This window comes from Streptomyces sp. NPDC126499, assembly GCF_040302485.1.
GTDB lineage: Bacteria > Actinomycetota > Actinomycetes > Streptomycetales > Streptomycetaceae > Streptomyces.
This window is the reverse complement of sequence record NZ_JBEOUO010000012.1, coordinates 99,885-121,743: the sequence shown is the minus strand read 5'-3', so window position 1 is coordinate 121,743 and position 21,859 is coordinate 99,885. Positions and strand designations below refer to the sequence as shown.

Sequence of the window (21,859 nt, the reverse complement as noted above, 5' to 3'; positions counted from 1 at the left end):
GTCACGATTCGCCGGGGTGGGAGCTTCCCGTCGTGGAAGCCCGTGGATCACGGCCCGGGCCGGTGATCACCCTGCTCGCCGGTGTGCACGGATGCGAGTACGCGCCGATCGCGGCGCTACGGCGCTTCATGAACGGACTCGACCCGAGCCGGCTGACCGGGACCGTACGGGCCGTCCTGACGGCCAACCCCTCGGCGTTCCACCGGCGCACCCCCTTCGTCACCCCGGAGGACGGCAAGAACCTCAACCGGTGCTTCCCCGGCGACCGGGAGGGCACCTACTCCGAACGCCTCGCCGACCTCCTTTTCGAGCGGTTCTTCCGGGGCAGCGACGCCCTGATCGACCTGCACGCGGGAGACCTCGTGGAGGCCCTGACCCCGTTCACCCTGTACGACGCCTCGCCCGTCGCCGAGCGGTCGCGGGAACTGGCGACCGCCTACGGGCTGCCCCTGGCGATCCGCCAGGGGAACGACGGCGCGGCCGCCGCCGGGACCACCTACGGGGCGGCCGCCGCCGCCGGCATCCCCGCGATCATCGCCGAGGCCGGCGGCTGCGGACTCGTCACGGCCGACGCGGTCGCCGCGCACACGGCGGGCCTGCACCGGGTCCTCGACCACCTGGGGATGGTCCGGATGCCCGCCTCGGTTCCCCGTACACCCCCCATCCGCCACATGACGCGGTACGTATGGCTGCGCACCCCCGCGGAGGGCTGGTGGGAACCCGACGTGTCCCCCGGAACGGCAGTCGCAGCGGGAAGCCGGCTCGGCACGGTCCTGGACCCGTTCGGGAACGAGCTCGCCCGGATCACCGCGCCCGAGGACGGCATCGTCGTCTTTCTCACCACCAGCCCCGCCGTGGACTCCCAGGGGCTGCTGCTCGCGCTGGCCGGCGGCGAGCGGGAGCACGGAGGAGCGGGATGACCGCCGAGTTCGGGGCCTGGATCAAACTCCTGCGCACCCAGGCCGGCCTGTCCCAGGCGGAACTGGCGGGAACCGAGCTGTCCGCCAGCTACATCTCGCTGATCGAGGCCGGCAAGAGGGTCCCGTCGAGCCAGGCGCTCACCCTCATCGCACAACGGCTCGGCCGCCAAGTCGAGCAGTTGCGGTCCGTGGCGGCGGACAGCGTACACCAGTCACTGGAGCTCGCCCTTGCGGAAGCCCACTGGTCACTCGAGGACGGCACGCGGAGCGGCGTGGCGGAACTGTTCCGGAGAGTGGAACAGCGGGCTGAGGCCCTGGAACTGAGCACCTTCGCGGTCCGCGCCCGCTGGGGCATGGGGCTCGCCCTCGAACGCGAAGAACGCTTCGACGAGGCCATGCGCGCGTACCACAGGACACTGCGCGACCTGGGCCGGAGCACTCCGGGGGCACCGACCCGCCTGGAGGTCGTGAGCGCGCTCTGCCGGTGCGCGGTGGAGCTGGGAGAGTTCGAATGGGGCTCGGCGCTCGGGGCGCCGCTGCTGCGGGAGTTGCAGGACTACGGCGGCGCTGCGGCGCCCGCCGTCGTCGACATCGTCTGCTCGCTGGTCTGGGCCTGTCTGCACCGAGGCGAGCCCGGCCACGCCCGCCACCTCGCGGCCGCCGCCGTCAGCGACGCGGAGCTGACGCACGACCCACGGGTCCTGACCCGCACCTACCGGGCGGCGAGCCAGGCGGCCCGCGACGCCGGACACACCGCCGACGCGCTGATGTTCGTCCGGAAGGCACTGAACGCGGTGGCCGACACCCACGACGATCTCTCCCTGGGCAGGCTCCTCGCCCTGCACGGAACGGTCCTGCGCATGGAGGGCGCGGCTCCGGCCGCCGAGCGGGAGCTGGAGCGCGCCCTTCCCCTCCTGGAGTCCCGGGGCCGCCGGCGGGAGGCCGGGCACTGCCGCCTGGAGCTGGCTCGCTGCGCCCTCGCCCGGGGTGACGGCGAGGCGGCCGCCGGGCAGGCGGCACGAGCGGTGGCGCTGCTGGACGACGCTTCACCGGCGGACCGCGCCGCCGCGCTGCTCCTCGGAGCGGCCGCACGGCTGCTGTGCGGCGACCCCGCCGAGGCGCGGACGGGGTGCGACCAGGCAGTGGGGCTGCTCGACGGCGTCAGCGGCCGGGGCCGTATCACCGCCCACTGCTGGGCGGGGGCCGCCGAGTTGTACGCCGCCTTCGGCGAGACGGAGCGAGCGCTGGACGCCTGGCGTCGCGGATTCGCCGCCCTCGGCGGGGGCGATCCGCTGCTTCCCGGTACCACCGGGCTCGCGGTCTGACGTCGGCCCGACTCCCCCGGCCAGGCCTCGTATGCACCGGGAGTACGCCGAAACGCCGCCGTGGCCGGCGCGGACAGGAGTCCGTACCGGCCACGGCGGCGTCACGAAAAAGCGCGCCGGTCAATAGGCGCGGGCCATGACGGCGAGCGTGCCGGGCGCGTCATCCGACTCCGGGACCGAGCCGTCCTCCGCGACGAGACACCTGACGGTCACGCCTCGCTCGCCGAGCGCGGCCTCGCCCTCGACGCCGAGTTTGGCCCACGGCATCCGGGCCCAGCCGTGCGCCGCCACCTCGACGGCCTCGTCGAGGGAGTCGACGTCCGTGGTCCGCGACAGGCGGTTCTCCTCGGACTGCCGCAGCATGAGGGCCTGGTCCTCCTCAAGGAGCTTCGGCACCTCCGAAATCAGCGCGTCCAGCGCGATCGGGGACTTGCCGCCGGAGATCCGGCGCGCCAGCATGCCGGTGCCGGCCGCGAGATCGCGGGGGCCGATCTCCAGGCGCAGGGGCACGCCCTTCAGCTCCCAGTCCACGGCCCGGCGCCCGAAGGCCACGTCGACACGGTCGTCGGTCTTGACGCGTACACCGGCGGCCTCCAGCTCCCTGCCGACCTCCCGGACCTTCGCCACGGTGGCCTCGTCGTCCTTGACCGCCATGACGACGATCTGGACGGGCGCGAGCCGCGGGGGCACCCGCATGCCGTTGTCGTCTCCGTGCACCATGATCAGACCGCCGACGAGCCGGGTCGTGCTGCCCCACGAGGTCTGCCAGACGTGCTCACGGCCGCCCGAGTCCGTCAGGTAGTCGGTGTGGAACGCCTTGGCGAAGTTCTGGCCGAGTTCGTGGCTGGTCGTGAGCTGGAGCGCCTTGCCGTCGCCCATCATGCCTTCGAGCGTGAGGGTGTTGATGGCTCCGGCGAACCGCTCACTCGGGGTCTTGCGCCCCGGAAGGGCGGAGATGGCGAGGACGTCGCGCAGGAAGGCCTGGTAGACGTCGCGCTGGATCATCGCGGCGTAGTCGCGCGCCTCCTCGTAGGTGGCGTGGGCGGTGTGCCCCTCCTGCCACAGGAACTCGGTGGTCCGCAGGAAGGCCCTCGGGCGCTTCTCCCAACGGACGACGTTCGCCCACTGGTTGATGAGCAGCGGGAGGTCCCGGTAGCTCTGGATCCACTTGGAGAAGTACTCGTTGACGATGGTCTCGGAGGTGGGCCGGACGACGACCGGCTCCTCGAGCTGCTTGCCGCCACCGTGCGTGACCACGGCCAGCTCGGGGGCGAAGCCCTCGACGTGCTCCGCCTCGCGGGTGAGGTACGACTGCGGGATGAACATGGGGAAGTAGGCGTTCTGGGCGCCGGCGCGCTTGATCCGGGCGTCCATCTCCTGCTGCATGTGCTCCCAGAGGCCGAAGCCGTAGGGCCTGATCACCATGGTGCCGCGCACAGGGCCGTTGTCGGCCAGCTCGGCCTTGTTGAGCAGGTCCTGGTACCAGCGCGGGAAATCCTCCGCCTGGGGAGTGAGGACAGGGGCCTTAGCCATGCGGTCATCCTTGGGGTCGCGATACCGAGTCACAAGATAGCTAACTGGAGTCATCCGGGAGAGTCAAATAACTCAAACGGCCATGACAAGAGCGAGTCGGCGTCATGACTCACCTTGCCGATACGCCCCCTTTTGTGCCGTGAGAAGACTCAGAATACGGACATGAGGGGGCAATACGAACTTGACTGAGGGCATTGACAATGCTCATCCGGACAGAAACACTCTGATCATCTTTCAGCCCAGAAACACTCTGATCATCTTTCAACCATGACCAGCACAGGGATCCATTCTCGCTATGACTAGAATCGCCATTGTCGCCGCGACCGCCCTCGCCCTTCTCGGCCTCGCCGCCCCGGCGCAGGCGGCCGCGGCACCGAGCCCGTCGCAGGACGCCACGTACGTCGTGATGAACGATTTCCCCGGCTGCTGCTGATCACGTCCGAGCGCCCTTCAGTGCTGTGACGTCTCGGGCAGCGGTTCCGCGAGGGGGGAACTCCGGTGCCCCATCCGCAGCAGGCTCTGACGGTACGCCCGCAAGGCCCCGTCGGTGTCGCCGGTGGACGAAAGGGATTCGGCGAGTTCCGCCCACGCGAAAGCGGACTGGCGGGTCGCTCCCGAAGCTTCGAGATGGAGAGCGGCGGTCTCCCGGATCCGCCGGGCCTCCGCGTCCTCCCCCAGCCTGAAGTGCGCGGACGCCAGGATGAGCAGGGTGCGAGCCGTCTGGAGACGGTGCTCGGAGCCCAGGTGCTCCAGGCTCGCCTTCGCATGGGTGAGCGCACCCTGCACGTCCCCCAGCTGGAGGTCGGCACTGGCCCGGTTCATGAGGACGTACGCGGTGTCGACGACACTGCCCAGCTGCTCCAGCGTGGACTGCGCCTGGGTGAGCAGGTCCCGCGCGGCCGCCGGCTGTGGGGGCTCGAGGTGCAGGAGCACCGCCGCGTAGGCGGTCTGCAGACGGGCGACGGCGCGTTCATTGTCGCCCTCGGCGTACATGGCCAGCGCACGCTCTACGAAGGTCTCGGCCTGCTCGTAGTGGCCGTTCCGGTGGGCGACGAGACCCGCGTTCCAGTACGCGGCGCCGACGGCCCGGCGGTCGTCCACCTGGGCTGCCGTGTCGATGGCCTGCTGCGCGAGGGCCTCTGCCGTGTACAGATCGCCACGCTCGGCGTACAGGCCCACCAGCGTGGACATCAGCTCGATGCCCTCGACGGTGGGCACGATGCCGAGTTCGCGCAGCTCCGCGAGGGCCTTCTCCGCGACCTCGATGCCGCGGCCCAGGTCGCCCAGCTCACGCAGGCAGCGGCAGAGCGCGACGACCACGGAGAGGTCCAGCACCTTGCCCCGGTCCCGCGACGGAAGCCGGAGCAATGCCTCGTACTTCCGGGCGGCCGGCTCCAGCCGTCCGAGGTTCTCGAGGGAGCGCGCCGTTCCCCACTCGGCGCGCGCCAGAAGGGCGGTCAGGCCCGCTTCCCGGGCGCGCTCAGCCGCCGTCTCGAAGGCTTCGAGCGCCGTCTCCGAGTCACCGGACACCATCGAGAGCTCAGCGAACTTGAGTTCAAGCTCCAGGCTTTCCCCGGGATCCTCGTCGAGGCACTGGAGAAGGTAGTCAGGGTCGCACCGCAACTTCTCGGCGAGCTCGCGCAGCACCTCGTCGGAAGGCCTGCGCTTGCCCGCCTCCAGCAACGAGACATAGCTGGCGGACAGCCCGTCCCCCGCGAGTTCGGCCTGCGAGAGCCCCGCTCGACGGCGCAAGTCTCGAATTCTGGATCCAAGCTGCGTAAGCGCTGGCATTGTGAGCCTCGTTCGTGACTGAGTGACTTGACAGGTCATCGTATCGACTTTATGGCGCACGGTAAAGCCGACCACTCCCGTCGGTAGCGCCGATCCGGACGCGACGCCCGTCGGCCTATCCGGCGTCCTTCCGGTAGATCTCCAGGATCGAGGTCCCCTGGAAGAGGTACTGGGGCTGGGGCTCGGCGATGACGGTGTCGATGCCGAAGGTCGTGACGTACTCCTGCGCGAAGTGGCAGCCCGTCACGGCGAAGATCACCAGGCGCGTTCCGTGCTCCGCTGCGGCCGCCAGCAGTCCCTCCAGGGTGTGGCTGGCCAGCGTCTCACCGCACACCAGCGCCACATCGCTCTCCGCGACCAGCCGCGCACTCTCGTCACCCGGGACCACGGGGACACCGAGCACCCCGTTCTCGATCAGGTGGGGGTCGAAGTCACTGGCGGTGATGTCCACGTCCTCGCGCTGGAGGTGGTGGATCAGGTTGCCCATGACGCCGATCTGGGCGACCTTGCGGCCGTGCGAAAGCCTCAGCAGCCGCATCGTCTCGTCGACCACCGTACGGGCTCGGGCCACCGCCTTCTCCTCCGGCGACCCGTCGACGGTGACGACATGGGTCGGTGTGCGCGGCAGCGCTCCGAAGGCGGCGTCCAGGATCGCGATGTCCTCGGCCCGGGACCTGCCCCGCACGAGCCGGGCGTCCTTACCGATGAGCCCGTCGCTCGCCTCCCCGATCGGGACGGAGCCGAAGTCCGCGTAACTACAGCCCTGACGTACGGTCTGCGCCAGCACGAAGCTGTAGACCATGAAGCGCTCGTAGTCGGTCGGCTGTGCGCGGTAGTCGACGCTCCACATGCCGCGCAGCCGGAAGTCGGCGTCGGGCAGGTCCCGGCTCCGCTCGGCCAGGACGCCACGCAATGTCTCCAGGATGTCTTCCACGTCTGTCGTGACTCTCTCGTTCGGTGGGTTACGGGAACACGGGCTCGGCGGAGTTGCGGATGGTGCCCCAGCGCTTGGCGGTCGAGTCATGGATGAACCAGATGTCGTCCTCGGTGAGCCGGCGTGAGACGACGCCTGGGAACGCTTCCTCGAAATAGATGTACGGCGGCCGGTTCTCGATGTCCGGGGAGTGGTAGTCGAGCGCGTCCTGCATGCCGTGGTCCCGGGTGATCCGGGTCGCCGGGTGATAGGTGAGGATGTTGGGGCTGGCGAGCATGACGAGACCCTCGTCGACCAGCCGTCCCACCTCCTCGACGGTCTCCTCGATCGTCGCGCGGTTCTCGCCCTCCAGACCGAACAGCACGGAGGTTCCGACGGGCATGCCGGCGTCCCGGATGCGGGCAAGGGCGGTGCGGACCTTCTTCTTCCAGGGCAGGTCGGCGGTGCGGCGTATGTTCTTGTGGATGTGGTGCATGACCTCGGTCGACATGCTCTCGATGCCCATGTAGAGGTACGTGCAGCCGGCCTCCCGTAGGGCGGTGAGCAGCGCGCGCACCTCGCTCTCGGCGCGCAACGTGGTGAGGAGGTCGGCGGTCACCTGGCAGCCGAACTGCAGGTTCCGCAGGCGCTGCCAGTCGTCGTCCCCGGTGATCCACCGCCGGCAGCGCTCGGGGAGGTGGTCGGGCGACGGCGCGGTACGGGCCGCGCGCAGCGCCTCGCAGAACTCGTGGATGGCCTTGAAGGTGCCGGCCCAGAAGATGGAGTCGTCGAAGAAGACCGCTTCGGCGCCGTAGCTCACGTACTCGCACACACGCTCGAGCGCGGCCTCGGCCGGCGAGTCGGTGAAGCGCTTGAGTCCGCCGACCACGAGGGCGGACTCGGAGCAGAAGTCGCAGTGGTAGGGACAGGCGTTGGTCACGGTCATGTGGGCCGTGCGGGCGGGGCTGCCGTCCGGGAGAGGGAAGATCGGGAAACGGGCGCGGACGGCGAACCCCTGGTAGGGGGACGGCAGCTGCGCGAGATCGTACTTCTCTCCCCTGATGGGGAAGGCGTGCAGGACGCCCTCGTCCCGTGCGCAGAGCAGCGAGCTGCCCGGCAGCCGAAGCCCGGAGGCGCCGAGCAGGGCCAGGGTCTCGATCACGTCGCCGACCCGGGCCCGGGTGCGGTCGAGGTCCATCGAGAGGGCGATGGCCTTCATCAGCACGTCGAGGGCGAAGTAGCCCTCGCCGCCGACGCAGAAGTCCACGACCGGCTCGGCACGGCCCTCGGCGATGGCGCGCAACGTGCTGCTGTACTCCAGGGTGACGGTCCGGGCACCGGGCGTGTACCGCATGGTCTCGTCCATGTGCCGCCCGCCGAACACCACGAGGCAGTCGGGTTCCTCCTTCTTGACCAGCCGGGCCATCTCCAGGGCGTAGCGGTGCCCGGGGGACACGGTGCTGACGAGGAAGACCTTCGGGCGCAGGCGCCGGGTCATCGCCCGGAGCTGCTCACGGCTCTCGTCGTCCCATATCCGGGGGTCGAAGACGGCGCTGTCGGGAGTGGATTCGGCGTTCGCCCCGGAGCGCGGGCCGTGGCGCGCGGTGAGCCGCCGCTCCTTGTCCGGGGCGTGACGCCAGTCCGGACAGAGGTCCGTGAAGGGCGGCTCGCCGTCGCGGTACGCGGCGGGCCGGGCCGACTTCAGTGCGTTGTCGACGACGACACTGAGCGCCGCGTACAGGCACATGGGGTCACCGGGATAGGTGATCTCCCCTTCGGGAGACGTCATCACGGGCGCGAGCGCGGCGAGTACGGGGAAGGCGCGGGAGCTCCACGGGACCTGGTCCAGGTGGTCGTGTCCGCCCTGTTCGAGCAGGCTGTCGTACCGGTGCCGGCGCAGGGCGGCGAGCATGCCGGCCGCTTCCTCGTCGACCTCCGCGGGGCGGTGGAAGACGTCGTGGACGACGGTGTGGTCGGTGAGGGTGGTCTGCAAGGCGGTACCTGACTCCCGAGGGTCGGTTCGAAGGACGGATTCCGTCACAGCTCCCCCAGCGCCGTACGCAGCTCGTCGAGGTACTGGCCGGCCCACTCCGCCACCTGTTCCCGGGAGAAACGGTGCTGGTGGTACCAGAAGTTGAAGCGCGGCTCGTCCTGCCAGATGTCGATGATCAGGAACAGGCCCGCGATCTCCAGAAGCGTGGGGGCGTCGAGGCCGGACAACTCCGGGTCGCTCAACGGGGCGAGGCATTCGAGCACCTCGACGCGGAGCTCTTCGGACCGTTCCTCGCGCTGGTAGTTGTTGAACATGATGAACGGATCGGTGAAGTACGTGTCTTCCGGAAGCCCGGTGAAGGGCGGCACGTGCCGCACGAGGTCAGCGGGCGGGTAGGCGCAGCGGCCGTTGACCGCCGCGATGCCCCGGGTGCACTGGGCGGCAATCTCGTCCACCCGGCGTCCTGTGGTCCGTACGGACACGGGGAAGGGTGCGACGAAGGGACCCACCGTCCGGGCGAACTCCTCGGGACGCCCCGTGACGATGGTGCCGAGGGTGACATCGCCCTGGCCCGTGATCCGGCTGATGAGCCGGGCGTAGACGGCGGCGAGCAGGGAGAATGGGGACGCGCCCGCACGGCCGGCGGCCGCGACCACGTCGGGCCACAGCGTCTGGTCGACCGCCGGCGTGAGCCGGGCGGAGTCGTGGCCCCGGGTCACGGCGAGTCCGTCGGGGGACCCCGGAGTGCCGTCGGCGCCGGGCAGCAGGGTCGGCCCCGGGCTGTCGGTGTAGAGGCCGGTGAAGAAGGCGCGGTCCTCCTTGACAGGTCCCTCCAGGTAGGAGGACTGCCAGGCGACGAAGTCGGCGTAGCGGGGCGCGGGGGCGTCGAACGCGGGCTCGCCTCGGACCGCCGCCAGGTAGGCGGTGCGCAGGTCGTCGGTGAACACGGAAACCGAGACGCCGTCGAACTCCAGGTGTTGGAGGCCCAGGACGACGAGGAACGAGGAGTCGGAGAGCTCCAGGCACGTCACTGTCCAGGGCACCCTCGCCGCCGGATCGGGCATGCTCGAGCGGGCTGCCTCGGCGTGCCGGGTGACGGCGGCGGCCCGTTCCCCGGGCGTCAGCGACCTGAGGTCCGTGAAGAGTTCGGCGTCGTCGGGAAGGATCTCGTCGAGCCCGACGACCACCGCCTTCTGGTCCTCAAACCTCCAGCGCAGGACGTCGTGCCGATCGGCGACGGCGAGCAGCGCGGTCCGCAGGGCGGCGCGGTCGAGGGTCACCTCAAAGCGGATGGGGACGAGCAGGCGGCCGTAGCCGACGGACAGCAGCTTCAACCAGCGGGATTGCTGGAGGGAGATGCGGTGGACCTCGCCGGTGATCGCGTTGCCCGTAGCGGGCGGCCGCGAGGCGGACGTACCCGCGCCCGCTCCGACGGACGTCCCGGCGCCGGTTCCGGCGGACGGGTCCGCCGGTCCGCTCGCCAGGTATGCGAGGCCGGAGAGGTACGTGGTCAGGCGGTCGACCGTCGGGTACTGGAAGCACAGGTTGGCGGGCAGCGGCTGTCCGAGGCGGCGCTGGAGTCCGTTGCGGAGCTGGATCGACGACAGCGAGTCCATGCCGGACTCGACGAGCGGCCGGTCCGAACCGGCCGGGTCGGCGGCCTCGGCTCCGAGGACACGCTCCACCTGGCGCCGGATCTCCTGCGCGATCAGTTCGGTCCGCTCCTCCCCCGTGGCCTGCGCGAGTACGCCGGCCAGGTCGACGGCGGCTGGGCGTGCGGGCGCGGCGGCCGCGACGGCGGCGAAGAAACCGCGCCCTTCCAGGTGCAGATGGTCGAGGAAGACCGGCCAGTCCACCGGGGCGACGACGACCCGGGCTTCGGCGGTGTGCAGCACCCGGTCGATCAGGGCCGCCCCGGCGGCGCGGTCGATGCCGCTCATGCCGATGCGGGCCAGCTTCTCCAGGGTGTCCGGCCGTCCGGCCAGGATGCCGGTGTCCGACCAGGCTCCCCAGTTGACCGTGGTGGCGGGCAGACCGCACGCGCGACGGTGGTGGGCGAGGCTGTCGAGGCCCGCGTTGGCCGCCGCGTGGTTCGCCTGCCCCGAGTTGCCCAGGAGACCGGTGGTGGAGGAGAAGAGAACGAAGAGTTCCAGCGGGTCACCGCGTTCGGCGGTGAGCCGGTGCAGGTGCCAGGCGCCGTCCAGCTTGGGGGCGAGGACCGTCTCGAACCGGCTCCAGTCCAGCTGGCCCAGGGTGGCGTCGTCCAGGACTCCCGCCGCGTGGACAATGCCGCGCAGCGGCCTGGCGGCGGTCGCCGCCCTGTCGAGCGCCTCGCGCACCTGCCTCTCGTCGGAGATGTCGGCGGAGACGGTCTCGACCTCGACACCGCGCCCGCGCAGCCGTTCGATCGTCCTGAGCGCGGTGGCGTCGGGTGCGCTGCGGGCCAGCAGGACCAGTCGTCCGGCCCCCGCCTCGGCGAGCCTCTCCGCGGCGAGGAGGCCGACACCGCGCAGTCCGCCGGTGACCAGGTAGGTGCCCTCGGCCGTGAGGGTGCGATCCCGGGCCTCGGCGCGGCGCGGGTCGGGCACGAGCCGGGGCACGTGCCGCACCCCGCCGCGGATGGCGACCTCGCTCTCCACCGCGTCGGCCGCGAGTTCGCGCAGCAGCACCTCGGCGTCCGCCGCCGGGTCCGCCGCCGGGTCGAGGTCGACCCGGGTGCACTCCAGGTCCGGGTGCTCGATGACCGCGACCCGGGCCATCCCCCACAGGGGGGCCCGCCGTGCGCCGTCCTCGGTGACGTCCGCTCCGGTGGCGGCCTGGGCGCCACGGGTGGCCAGCCACATCCGGGTGGGGGTGGTGGCGCGCGCGGTCAGTTCCTGGAGCAGGTGCAGGGTGCCCGTGCCGGCCGACGCGACCGGGTACGCCGGGTCGAGGGCGAGCAGGTCGACGATCCCCCGGAGCGGCTCGGACCGGTCGTCGAGGAGGCGGGACACCTCGGCGCGCGAGGTGAAGTCCACGCCGTGGGCCGGCGCGTGCTCCGCCCGGCCGCCCGCTCGCCGGATGTGCGCGGCGAGGGCGTCGGCGAGGGGCGCGGGGCCGCCGCAGAGCAGCCAGGTCCCCGTCAGGTCGGCGGGGGCCGCCGCTTCCCCGGCCGGCTGCCAGGTGACGTCATGCAGCCAGTTCGCCCACGCGGGCAGTGCGTCGGCGGCCGCTTCACGGCGCACCGTGCCCGGCGCGTCGATCCAGTGCCGCCGGCGCTGGAAGGGGTACGTCGGCAGGTGACGGCGCCGGAAGGGCTCGCGATACACGGCGTCCCACGCCACGTCCAGGCCCTGCTCGTACAGCGCGCCCAGGCCCGCCAGGACCTCCGTGCGATCGTCGCTCCCCGGCCGCAGGGACGGCAGCCACAGCATCGGGCTGTCCGGCAGGGCCGCGACGGCGACGCCGGTCAGGACGGGCGCGGCGCCCATCTCGACCGCCGCGTCGACGTTCAGCCCGGCCAGGGCGGTCAGCCCGTCCAGGAAGCGTACGGGTTCGCGCAGATGGCGGCGCCAGTAGACGGGATCGGTGACCTCGGTGGTCACCGGGGCTCCGGTCAGATTGGACAGGAGCAGATGCCGGGGCTCGTGCAGGGTGACGCCGCGTACCACTTCTTCGAAGGCGTCGAGGATCGGGTCCAGGAGTTCGCAGTGGGCGGCGCGCGTGATCCGCAGCTCCTTGACCTCGATCCCGTGCGCGCGCAGCCGGGCGGACACCTCGGCCACCGCTTCGGCGCGTCCGGAGAGCACCGTGTTGGCGGGGCCGTTGACGGCGGCGACCGAGATCCGGTCACCCTCGCGCAGCAGTGCGCAGACGTCCTTCTCTCCCGCCAGTACGGCGACCATCGCGCCGTTCTCGGGGAGTTCCTGGAGCAGCCGGCCGCGCTCGGCGACCAGCCGCAGCCCGTCCTCCAGGGAGAAGACGCCGGCGGCCCAGGCCGCCGCGTACTCACCGAGGCTGTGTCCCATCATGACCGTGGGGGCGACGCCCCAGGACTCCCAGAGCCGGAACAGCGCGGTCTGCAGGACGAAGACCAGCGGCTGGGCCTCGGCGATGCGGGGGACGGCCCCGATCTCCGTCGCCGTGTAGAGGAACTCGGCGACGGACGAGCCGAGGTACTCCCGCAGAACGGGGTCGCAGGAGTCCACGGCGGCCCGGAAGACCGGCTCGGTCTCGTACAGGCCCCGGCCCATGGTCAGGTACTCCCCACCCTGACCGCTGAAGAGGGCGGCGACGCGCGGCGCGCCGTGGCCGCTCCGCCTCGCGGCGGGCAGGCCGTCCTCCAGACGGTTTCCGAGCAGCGCGGCGGCCCGCTCCGCGTCGGCGGCCACGACGGCCATGCGGTGCGGAAGGTGCCGTCGCCCGAGGGCGGCGGTGGCGGCGACCTCGGTGAACGGCGTGCCGGATCCGGCGGCCAGCCGGTCGCGATATCGGCCCGCGAGCTCGGTGAGCGCCTCGGGGGTCGCGGCGCTCAGCGGCAGCAGCACCGCCTCCTGGCGGTCCACGGCGAGCGGCGGCTGTCCGGGCGCCTCCTCCAGGATGACGTGGGCGTTGACGCCGCCGAGGCCGAAGGCGCTGACGCCGGCCCGGCGCGGGGCGTCCTCCCCGGCCGGCCAGTCGGTGCGCTCGGTGACCACGTGGAAGGGCGTGTGCTCGAAACCGATCCGGTGGTTCGGACGGCGGAAGTGGAGCGACGGCGGGATCGTGCGGTGGTGCAGGGCAAGCACGGTCTTGATCAGCCCGGCCATGCCCGCGGCCCAGCCCAGGTGACCGATGTTGGTCTTCACGGTGCCGATCCCGCACCGGTGGCTGCCCGGCTCGGTGCCGTAGGCCTGGGTCAGGGCCGCGACTTCGATGGGGTCGCCGAGCGTGGTGCCGGTGCCGTGCGCCTCAACGTAACCGATGGTGTACGGGTCGACGCCCGCCACGTCCAGTGCGGCCTCGATCACCTCGGCCTGGCCCTGGACGCTGGGCGCGGTGTAACCGACCTTGCGCCCGCCGTCGTTGTTGATGGCCGATCCCTTGATGACGGCGTACACGCTGTCGCCGTCGGCGAGGGCCTCGCGGAGCGGCTTGAGCAGGACCACGCCGGCCCCGCTGCCGAAGACCGTGCCCTCGGCGTCCTCGTCAAAGGCCCGGCAGTGGCCGTCGGGCGAGAACACCATGCCCGGCTCGTACGCGTACTCCTCGATCTGGGGCACCGGGATGCTGACGGCGCCGGCGAGGGCGGTGGCGCACTCGCCGTTGAGCAGCGCCTGGCAGGCGAGGTGGACCGCGTAGAGCGAGGTGGCACAGGCTGCCTGCACGGCGACGGCGGGGCCGGTGAGGTCCAGCTTGTACGAGACCCGGGAGGCGAGATAGTCACGGTCGGCGGCGACCGCGATCTGGAGGTCGGCCATGGAGTCGAGGAAGTTGCTGTCACTCCGGGAACCGCGGGCCGGATACACATTGTTGATCATGTACGTGCTGAGGCCGGAGCCGCCGTAGACGCCGACCGGTCCCTGGAGCCCGGCGGGGTGGTATCCGGCGTCCTCGACTGCCTCCCAGGCGCATTCGAGGAAGGTCCGGTGCTGGGGATCCAGCAGTTCGGCGTCCCGCGCGCTGTACCCGAAGAACGAGGCGTCGAAGGCATCGACGCCGGGCAGCACGGCGGCGGCGCGCACCTGCTGGTCGCCGCCGTCGGCGGGCGCGGTCGGGGACACGGTGACGGACTCGACCCCGTCGGCGAGGTTCCGCCAGAACGTCTGCGGGTCCGGAGCCCCAGGGAAGCGGCAGCCGATGCCGATGACGGCGATGTCGACGGCGTCGGCCGCGGCTTCGTCGTCGTGGGAGTCGAGGGCGGAAACGGCGTGGTCGTTCATGCCAGGGTGTCCTTCGTCACGGCTGTGGTGGTTCGTCGGACGGACCGGTCACGGCGGACGCGGCCACGGGCCGGCCGTCCGCGCGTGGGACCGGAGGCGTCCTGGTCCAGGTACTCCGCCAGGGAACGGATGGTGGGTCGGTCGAAGAGCACGACCAGGGGGAAGCGTCGGCCGACGACATCGGTCAGCCGCGTGTACATGTGCGCGACGAGCAGCGAATTGCCGCCCAGGTCGAAGAAGTTGTCGTCCACGCCGACCTCGTCGAGCTGGAGCACCTCCCGCCACACGGCGGCGAGGCGTTCCTGGTCCGGGGTGGCCGGCGGCACCAGCGGGACCGCGAGCGCCGGGCGGGCGGTGGACGGAGCGGGCAGCGCGGCCCGGTCGACCTTGCCGCTGGGCGTCAACGGGAGCCGTTCCAGCAGGACATAGGTGGGGGGTACCATGAACTCCGGCAGCTTCTCGGTCAGATGCCGGTGCCACTTGGGCACGCCGCGCATCGTCACCGGTTCCCTCACGCCGTGTTCGGCCGCGCCCGGCGCGGGCACGACGTAGGCCGCGAGCTGGTTCTGCCCGGCCTGGTCGACCGTGGTCACCACGCAGCACTCCTCCACGTCCCGGTGGGCGGCCAGTGCCAGTTCGACCTCCCCGGTTTCCACGCGGTGTCCGCGGATCTTGACCTGTCGGTCACCGCGGCCGAGGTACTCCAGGGCGCCGCCGGGCAGCCGCCGCGCCAGGTCGCCGGTGCGGTAGCGTCGTGCGGTGCCGTCGGCGGGCTTCTCGAAGCGCTCGGCGGTCAGATCGGGGCGGTTCAGATAGCCGTCGGCCAGGCAGAGACCGGACAGGAACAGCTCCCCGTGTTCGCCGTCCGGGACCGGTCGCCCGTCACCGTCCAGGAGCAGCACGTCCACGTACGGCATCGGCTTCCCGATCGGCGGCAGTTGCGGCCAGTCGGCCGGATCGCCGTCGAGCACGTGTGCCGTGACGGCGTGGGACTCGGTGGGCCCGTAGTGGTTGTGCAGGCGGCAGCCGGGCATGGCCCGGAGCCACTGCCGGACCGCGTCCGTGACCTGGAGCTGTTCACCGGCGCATACGATGTCGCGCAGGGCCGGCCGGTCGGGGCGCCGTACGCCGCGCTGGGCGAGCTGGTGGAGGGCGGCGGCCGGCAGGAAGAGCCGGGTGACCCCGTGCCGTATCAGCAGGTCGAGCAGCCGGTCGGGATCGCGCCGGGACTGCTCGTCCACGAGCGCGAGCGTGCCCCCGGCGCACAGCGTGGTGAAGATCTCCTGGAACGAGACGTCGAAGCTGATGGGGGCGAACTGGGCGGTGACCAGCCCCGCCTGCGGTTCGTCGGTCCTGGCGTGCCAGTCGACGAGCCGGGCCAGCGGCCCATGGGGCATGGCGACGCCCTTGGGCTGCCCGGTGGAACCCGAGGTGTACAGCACGTACGCGAGGTCTTCCAGCGCCACCGCCGGGAGCTCCCGGGCCGCGCCGCCGGCGGGCGTGGGCCGTACTGCCATGTCGTCCAGGCACAGCATCCGGAGATGCGCCCCCGCCTCGGCGACAGCCGGCACCTCGACGGCGGTGCGACTGTCGCACAGGAGCACCTCGGCGCCGGAGTCGGCCAGCATGTGCCGCAGCCGGGCGTCCGGGTAGGCCGTGTCGAGGGGCACGTACCCCCGCCCCGCGAGCAAGGCGCCAAGCACCGCCACGACGAGTCGCGGAGAACGGTCGAGGCAGATCGCCACGGGGGTACGGGGCCCAGGGCCGTCGGCGAGACGGGCCGCCAGATCGAGGGCCCTGTCGAGGAGTTCACGGTAGGTGAGCCGGGACGCGCCGGAGACGACGGCGACGGCGTCGGGGGTGGTGCGGGCCTGTCGGACAAAAGCCTCGGTCACGCTGCTTGTCATGCGTGCTCGCCTCTCTTCGGGAGCAGGGCCCCGCTCAACGGGGTACGGGGATGGCTGCCCGTGCCCCGTCGGCCCGGCCGCGGGTTCTCACGGAGCATGTGGATCTGTCACGCGGGGGCGTCGATGCTGAGGAGCCCGGCCCGCGCCTGCGCCTGCTCGGCGGTGCGCAGGCGCGCCATGCGCCGGGCCACGGCCGTGCGGTACTCGTCGAGGACGTCCTGGGGAGCGCGGCCCAGGGGACCACGCTCCAACTGGAAGTTGCCCTGGTCGTCCTGGCCGCTGACCAGCATCGCGGAGTCCGGCAGATCACCCGTCGGCCGCACGCGCGTCGACAGGTAGTCGATGGCGAAGGCGATGCGGGGGCGCTCCGTGCTGTTGCCGCCGGACCCGTGCACGACGAGCATGTCGTGGAGTGAGCACTGCCCCGCCGACAGCACCACGTCGTGCAGCTCGCACCCCGTGACGTCGACGTCCACCTCGTCACCGACGCGCGTGGCGGATTCGGCCGCGGTGCGGACGTGCCGGAAGACTCCCTCCCGGTGGGTTCCGGCCGCGTAGCGAAGCGTTCCGTTCTCCGGTCCGGTATCGGTCAGCGCCAGCCAGACGCGCACGCCGCCGCGCGTACCGCGTTCGAGATCGTAGGTGAGAGCGTCCTGGTGCCAGGCGTAGTCGACCTGCTCGCCCGGGTTCTTGACGAAGATGTTCGTGCTCCACACCAGGAGGTCGGGTCCGAGCATGGACCGGGCTATGTCCAGCAGGCGCGGATCCCGTACCAATCGCTCCGCCCAGGGCTGGAGGACATGCACCTTGGGGGCGGCGGCGAAAGTCGAGACGATGCCGCCGACGAGACGGGATTCCCTGATGTGGTTCTCCACCTGAGAAGCGAGCTCGGCGGCTTCGCCGGCGGAGAGCACGTCCACCGGGAAAAGGAATCCGTCCCGGTCGAATGCCGCCTTCTGGTCAGCTGTCGGCGGAGCCGATGTCACGTTTGCCATCCTCTGCTATGTGCTGGAGAACGTCGCTCCAGGATCGGTACATCGCACTGCACACGGCGTCGATTCCGCCGGACCCTTGACGCAGCCAGGCGGAGGCAAATCGAAGCGCCCAATGGAGACCCACACTGGTGTGCGCGGGCTGCTGATCCGGCACAATGGCCACGCCTATTCCCGGCGCGAACTTTCCACCGAATGCCGGCACCTGAGGATCGAGATCCCGCGCGATCTCCGCCTTTCCGAGGACCGCGACAGCGGAAGGCAACTCCTTCGGCGCCAGATAGAGCACGCCGCTGTCGGCCCTTTCCAGGAGAGCGCGTGAGCCGGCGATCTTCGAGGTGAAGACCACCCCGGCGCCGTGCAGCGCACGGACCGTCCGGCACCAGGTATCGACGCCCCGGTCGGGAGAGAGATTGAGGTAGATGCGCGCGCGCAGGGCTTCGGCATCCGGGACCGGCGGGTTCCAGCGCAGCCACCGGACGTCCGAGGAGACGGCGACGGCCGGGGCCCTGACGGCCACCTGCCCGTCGTCGCGGATCTCGACGAAGGACCGGGGAACGGCCACCTCGCCACCGGACCTGTGACGAACCACGAAGGATTCACCAGCACTGCCCACGAGTGCCCAGTTCGCGAGGGGAACGGTCACATCGGAGAGACGGCCCCGAATCCCGGTGAGCATGCGCGCATATTGTTCACGATGGGCGTTTTCCCGACCGTTGGACGGGATTCTCCGACTGTGCAGGGCGCTGTAGATCCGGCTGGCCAGTTCCTCCTCCCCCGGCGTCGATCCCCCACGTGCATCCTGGAGAACCACCCGCTCGATGTCACCGCGCAGATCCCGCATACGATCTCGTTCATCCCTGAGCATCGATCGCCTTCCAGCGTTCCGGCGCACGCAGAAGCGACGATCCGACCTCGTACAGGCACGCCACCGTACGGTCATAGGTCGTATAGGCCGCCCGCGTGAACGCGCGCACCAGCAAGGCCGATCCGACGGCGGGACCCACGATTCCGCCGAGGTCGTCGCCGTTCGCCCGGCGATATCCGGAGAGCGCCGCGCGTACGGCCACGGTCCATCGGTCGACAGCCGTCGCGAGGACGACGGACGGGTCGGTTCGCACCGGACTTCCGGAGTGCACGAGCAGATCGGACAGGATCGCCCCGAGAAGACCGGCCATATCGCCCGCGGGGTGACCGCGACCAGCCGATTCCCAGTCGATCAGCACGGAATCGGAGGATTCCGTCACACAGAAGTTCGCGGTACGCGCGTCACCATGACAGAGCGTGATCTCCTCGCGCAGCCGCTCGCGCACCAGCCGGCCTCGGTCCCGGAGGACGCGGTCGCCGTGCAACGCGCTAAGAATTCTCGATTGGGCGGCGGAGAGCCCGAGATGGGTCTCCAGGGAAACCGGTTCCCACAACGGCTCTTCGAACGCGGCGGACCCGGTCACGTCGACGGCCGACGTGGCACTGTGCAGGGTCGCCAAGGTACGGCCGGCGCTCTCCAAAAGAACCGGGGAATACCGGCCTGTACGGATGCGCGTGTCCAGCCTGGGCCCGGGAACGCGCTCCAGGCGCGGACGCCCGGAACGAACACCGACCACCGGCGGCGATACGACGCCGCCGTCCGGCCCGCGCAGAGTCGCGGCCCAGGCCGCCACGGCGACTTCCCTCACGCCGCCTCCTCCCTCAGACGCCGGCCCGCGGGCGGGGACCCGCCCGCGGGATCCGTGCCTCAGACCGTGTGGCAGGGCAGGGTCGGGTTGATGCGGACGGCCCACTGCTCGCCGCCGAAATCGACCTCCAGCTCGGCGAGACCGGCAACGGCCTCCGTGTCACCCAGAAGGCCGGCCAGAACGCTGTCACCGGAGGTGGTCGTGAACTTCTCCATGGAACTCATCCCTTCAACGCTGATCAGGGAGGCACTTTGGTGCGCCACCCACGACTGGGATTCAATCAACAGTCATGCGCACCAGTCAAGAGAAGTCGCCGCAATGCCCAGGCAGGACCATACATAAGGCCTCCACTCGATGACACAAGACGCGACCTTCGACCGATACGAGTCATGCAGTCGAGTCATGCACGTCATCCGACGGCTCACAGGCATGACAAAGGGCGGGGAACAGGCCAGAGGCGTCTTTACGGTCTCGCCAGCAGGTTCCTGAGGTGGTTGGTTGGAGCGTCAAACGAGCGTCACGCCCCCACGCCCCCTGCGGAGAGACCCCTGAGCCGGAGCTGGTCGACCGTGCTCTCCGCATCATGCATGGCCGACGGCGATACCGTGTCACGCGCTCCCCGCATCGCGTCGAGAAGCCCCGGCGTCGCCTGGCCCACTGCATAGCAGCGCTGTGACCAGGTAAAACGGCAAACAGGCGGGCGAGACACGGGTCTCACGCCCAGGCGGTCGCGTCGTACACGCCACCGCAGTGCGGGTCGACGGCACCAGGGATGCGCACTGCCTTTGGTGGAGGCCCACCAGCCCACAGGACGGCTTTCCCTGGACTCCGGGTCGGTCGTACCGACGTCGACGCCGATCGCGCCCCGCTCGGGCAGCGCGAGATAGAGGCTGACAGCCCCTCCGTCACGCGCATCGAAGCCGACGAGGCGGTAAAGGGCCGGGCGACGGTGGCCGCTGGGTCATGCCAGGACGGATCGCCGACGAGATCGGCCACTACGTGGTCCAGGGCCCCGGCTGCCGTCAGCCTGTCGAGGTCGAGCAAGTCCGTCTCGGTGCTGCCGACCGCCCAGCGGGCCGCTTCGCGCAATGCGCCCACGTACCACCAGGAGCCGAGCGACGTCGACGTGGCTCCTGGGCGGTGGGGTTCGATCAGAACCGTCCTGGACGTGTCGTCTTCGAGACGGACACGGATGACTCCGGGAAGCGGCAGGAAGGGCCGTAAACGCCGGAAGTTTGAGCTGACTCCGCGCCGCCGGACGCAAACGCACAGGTCAGAGTCGCCCCAATACCCCATCCACGCGCAAGACGACCCCTCCTGGGCTCGGAACTCTTGATCGGGATACCGGTTGAAGGTGTTCACGATGGTCGATGGTCTGGTAGGCGGTGTTCGTCTCGGGTGGTGCGGGTTGGCCTGGAGCCGGTGCGAGTTCGGCGATGACCTTGGTGACCGGGTTCGCGAGTCGTGCTTCGGTCTCGGTCAGGGTGGCGGTCAAGTGCCGGATCGACTGAGCAGTTCGTCGGCACGGGCTGCGGTCTTGTCGCGCCGGGCCTGGACGTCGGCCAGGAACTCAATGCCGTTCACGCGGCCAGTCCGAGCGTGTCGCGCCAGGCTGGACTCGGTGTGGTGAGGCGGCGAGGACACGGCGGCGCTGGTAGACCGCGAGGGTGGAGCGGATCGAGGTGATCGCCTTGCGGGTGCGGTCGGAGGGCATGCCCTCCATGAGGACCAGGGCCTGGGTCCAGGCGGCAACGGCCTCGTCGGCGCGGGCCTGGGCGGCCAGGCTGTCGCCGAGGTCCGCGTGGGTGAGGGCATGGACGCGCTTGTACTTCTCCGGGTCCCAGCGGGTGAGCGCGTCCCGGTGCTGCTGCTCGGTGCCGATGCGATCGGCGAGGTCGGTCAGGGTGCGAGCGGTGTGGATGGTCACGGTTCCAGCAGCGGGGCCGCCTACGCGTGAGTAGCTGGGCTGGGGGCCGTCGTCTCGGAGGAGGGCGTCTTCGGCGGCAAACAGGGCGCGTGCGGCCGACGACTTCTCATCGTGGCGGCGTAGGCGCGGGCGTGGGTGATGTGGAGGAGGGCCTCGGTCTGGCTATCGACGTGGCCGAGACCGCGTCGAAAAGGGCGCCTTCGACGAGGTCGACGCAGTGGTGGGGCTGCTTGAGGCTGAGGGCCTGGTGGGCGAGGGTGCGCATCATCCAGGCGGCGTGGCCGTGGGGGTCGGCTTCGCAGGCGAGCTTGTAGCCGACCTGGTAGTAGCGCTGGACGGCGCCTTCCTGGCCGAGGTCGTGGTGCTTCCACCCTGCGAGATAGGCCAGTTCGGCGACAGCACCGAAGGCGGCCCGGCGTAAGGCTTCACTGGGGAAGCGTCCGCGCAGCATGGGGGCGGCGATGTCGGCGAGGTAAGCGGTGACGGAGGTCAGGCCGTGCCCACCGCCGAGGCGCTCGTCGGCCGCACTGAAGGCCGCGCTGATCTGCCGTACGACGTCCACGTCCTCCGTGCCGACCAGGGACGTGCCGGCGCGGGCGCGGAGCATTCGGGCAGTGGCTTCGTGGTCGTATCCGAGAGGCATGGCGACGCCGGCGGTGGTGAAGGCCGCAATGGCGAGGAAGCGGCGGCGCTCGACGTCGGCGCGGCCCAGGTCGGTGGCGGCGCCCCTGGAAGGGCTCGACAGCGCCGGCGCCTCGTCCAGGAGGGCCGTCGAGGCGTTCTACGAGGCCCGAGATGCGCGCGACCGCCTCCATCGCACCGTGGTCGCCATCGCCGACCACATCAAGGCTCATTCCGACAGCTCGCGGGCGATCCACGAGCAGTGCCTCCGCCTCATGGGCGACGAGCGGGACGCTCGCGCACTCAGCGGCGACATCGAGGACGGCGGCCACTACTGACAACCGACACGAAGGAGAAGCCA

13 protein-coding genes and 2 pseudogenes are annotated in these 21,859 nt (G+C 70.8%); 4 read left to right on the top strand and 11 right to left on the bottom strand.

Translation table 11 applies throughout. The features are described 5' to 3' along the window. Nucleotides 1-32 precede the first annotated feature (32 nt). Nucleotides 33-920, top strand: a complete 888-nt coding sequence (locus ABTZ91_RS19755) for a succinylglutamate desuccinylase/aspartoacylase family protein (RefSeq protein WP_352078464.1) — start codon at nucleotides 33-35, stop codon at nucleotides 918-920. Next, nucleotides 917-2,245, top strand: a complete 1,329-nt coding sequence (locus ABTZ91_RS19750; RefSeq protein ID WP_352078463.1) for a helix-turn-helix transcriptional regulator — start codon at nucleotides 917-919, stop codon at nucleotides 2,243-2,245. The genes ABTZ91_RS19755 and ABTZ91_RS19750 overlap by 4 nt, the downstream gene beginning before the upstream one ends. Before the next feature lie 120 nt (nucleotides 2,246-2,365). Here ABTZ91_RS19750 and proS read toward each other — a convergent pair whose 3' ends face one another. Further along, nucleotides 2,366-3,778 (bottom strand): proline--tRNA ligase, encoded by a 1,413-nt coding sequence (gene proS, locus ABTZ91_RS19745; protein WP_352078462.1) that lies wholly within the window; start codon nucleotides 3,776-3,778, stop codon nucleotides 2,366-2,368. Nucleotides 3,779-4,073: 295 nt separating this feature from the next. Between proS and ABTZ91_RS19740 the strand changes: the two genes are divergently transcribed. Next, nucleotides 4,074-4,211 (top strand): hypothetical protein, encoded by a 138-nt coding sequence (locus ABTZ91_RS19740; protein ID WP_352078461.1) that lies wholly within the window; start codon nucleotides 4,074-4,076, stop codon nucleotides 4,209-4,211. A 17-nt stretch (nucleotides 4,212-4,228) separates the two neighbouring features. Here the strand turns inward: ABTZ91_RS19740 and ABTZ91_RS19735 are convergent, their stop codons facing one another. From ABTZ91_RS19735 to ABTZ91_RS19690, 10 genes and pseudogenes are all read right to left on the bottom strand, one after another. Beyond that, nucleotides 4,229-5,569, bottom strand: a complete 1,341-nt coding sequence (locus ABTZ91_RS19735; RefSeq protein WP_352078460.1) for a tetratricopeptide repeat protein — start codon at nucleotides 5,567-5,569, stop codon at nucleotides 4,229-4,231. A 115-nt stretch (nucleotides 5,570-5,684) separates the two neighbouring features. Then, the gene (locus ABTZ91_RS19730) at nucleotides 5,685-6,503 is read right to left on the bottom strand and encodes a Rossmann-like domain-containing protein (RefSeq protein WP_352078459.1); all 819 of its coding nucleotides are present in this window, start codon (nucleotides 6,501-6,503) and stop codon (nucleotides 5,685-5,687) included. Nucleotides 6,504-6,531: 28 nt separating this feature from the next. Further along, complete coding sequence (locus ABTZ91_RS19725) at nucleotides 6,532-8,475, bottom strand: B12-binding domain-containing radical SAM protein (RefSeq protein WP_352078458.1); 1,944 nt, start codon at nucleotides 8,473-8,475, stop codon at nucleotides 6,532-6,534. Between the two features lie 44 nt (nucleotides 8,476-8,519). Next, a complete protein-coding gene (locus ABTZ91_RS19720) occupies nucleotides 8,520-14,375 on the bottom strand; it encodes an SDR family NAD(P)-dependent oxidoreductase (protein ID WP_352078457.1) in 5,856 nt (1,951 codons plus the stop codon). Then, nucleotides 14,372-16,282 carry a non-ribosomal peptide synthetase gene (locus ABTZ91_RS19715; RefSeq protein WP_352078456.1) on the bottom strand — a complete coding sequence of 637 codons (1,911 nt, stop codon included), beginning with the start codon at nucleotides 16,280-16,282 and terminating at the stop codon, nucleotides 14,372-14,374. The genes ABTZ91_RS19720 and ABTZ91_RS19715 overlap by 4 nt, the downstream gene beginning before the upstream one ends. 107 nt (nucleotides 16,283-16,389) lie before the next feature. Beyond that, the gene (locus tag ABTZ91_RS19710) at nucleotides 16,390-17,277 is read right to left on the bottom strand and encodes a phytanoyl-CoA dioxygenase family protein (RefSeq protein ID WP_352078455.1); all 888 of its coding nucleotides are present in this window, start codon (nucleotides 17,275-17,277) and stop codon (nucleotides 16,390-16,392) included. Then, nucleotides 17,243-18,118: a T3SS effector HopA1 family protein gene (locus tag ABTZ91_RS19705; protein ID WP_352078454.1), complete on the bottom strand. Its 876-nt coding sequence runs from the start codon at nucleotides 18,116-18,118 to the stop codon at nucleotides 17,243-17,245. The genes ABTZ91_RS19710 and ABTZ91_RS19705 overlap by 35 nt, the downstream gene beginning before the upstream one ends. A 10-nt stretch (nucleotides 18,119-18,128) precedes the next feature. Next, nucleotides 18,129-18,950, bottom strand: a complete 822-nt coding sequence (locus ABTZ91_RS19700; protein ID WP_352078453.1) for a phosphotransferase — start codon at nucleotides 18,948-18,950, stop codon at nucleotides 18,129-18,131. Between the two features lie 59 nt (nucleotides 18,951-19,009). Further along, nucleotides 19,010-19,165, bottom strand: a complete 156-nt coding sequence (locus ABTZ91_RS19695; protein WP_352078452.1) for a hypothetical protein — start codon at nucleotides 19,163-19,165, stop codon at nucleotides 19,010-19,012. A 1,355-nt stretch (nucleotides 19,166-20,520) separates the two neighbouring features. Further along, nucleotides 20,521-21,637: pseudogene (locus ABTZ91_RS19690) on the bottom strand (tetratricopeptide repeat protein); the annotation flags it as partial. Here ABTZ91_RS19690 and ABTZ91_RS19685 point away from each other — a divergent pair. Next, a pseudogene (locus ABTZ91_RS19685) lies at nucleotides 21,594-21,836 on the top strand (XRE family transcriptional regulator); the annotation flags it as partial. The pseudogenes ABTZ91_RS19690 and ABTZ91_RS19685 sit on opposite strands and share 44 nt — an antisense overlap. Nucleotides 21,837-21,859 lie beyond the last annotated feature (23 nt).

What these genes read in the sequence shown, in the direction of transcription:
- ABTZ91_RS19705 (WP_352078454.1), bottom strand. Translation starts at nt 18,118, where the DNA reads ATGCGGGATCTGCGCGGTGACATCGAGCGGGTGGTTCTCCAGGATGCA.
- ABTZ91_RS19715 (WP_352078456.1), bottom strand. Translation starts at nt 16,282, where the DNA reads ATGACAAGCAGCGTGACCGAGGCTTTTGTCCGACAGGCCCGCACCACC.
- ABTZ91_RS19720 (WP_352078457.1), bottom strand. Translation starts at nt 14,375, where the DNA reads ATGAACGACCACGCCGTTTCCGCCCTCGACTCCCACGACGACGAAGCC.
- ABTZ91_RS19710 (WP_352078455.1), bottom strand. Translation starts at nt 17,277, where the DNA reads ATGGCAAACGTGACATCGGCTCCGCCGACAGCTGACCAGAAGGCGGCA.
- proS (WP_352078462.1), bottom strand. Translation starts at nt 3,778, where the DNA reads ATGGCTAAGGCCCCTGTCCTCACTCCCCAGGCGGAGGATTTCCCGCGC.
- ABTZ91_RS19735 (WP_352078460.1), bottom strand. Translation starts at nt 5,569, where the DNA reads ATGCCAGCGCTTACGCAGCTTGGATCCAGAATTCGAGACTTGCGCCGT.
- ABTZ91_RS19750 (WP_352078463.1), top strand. Translation starts at nt 917, where the DNA reads ATGACCGCCGAGTTCGGGGCCTGGATCAAACTCCTGCGCACCCAGGCC.
- ABTZ91_RS19740 (WP_352078461.1), top strand. Translation starts at nt 4,074, where the DNA reads ATGACTAGAATCGCCATTGTCGCCGCGACCGCCCTCGCCCTTCTCGGC.
- ABTZ91_RS19695 (WP_352078452.1), bottom strand. Translation starts at nt 19,165, where the DNA reads ATGGAGAAGTTCACGACCACCTCCGGTGACAGCGTTCTGGCCGGCCTT.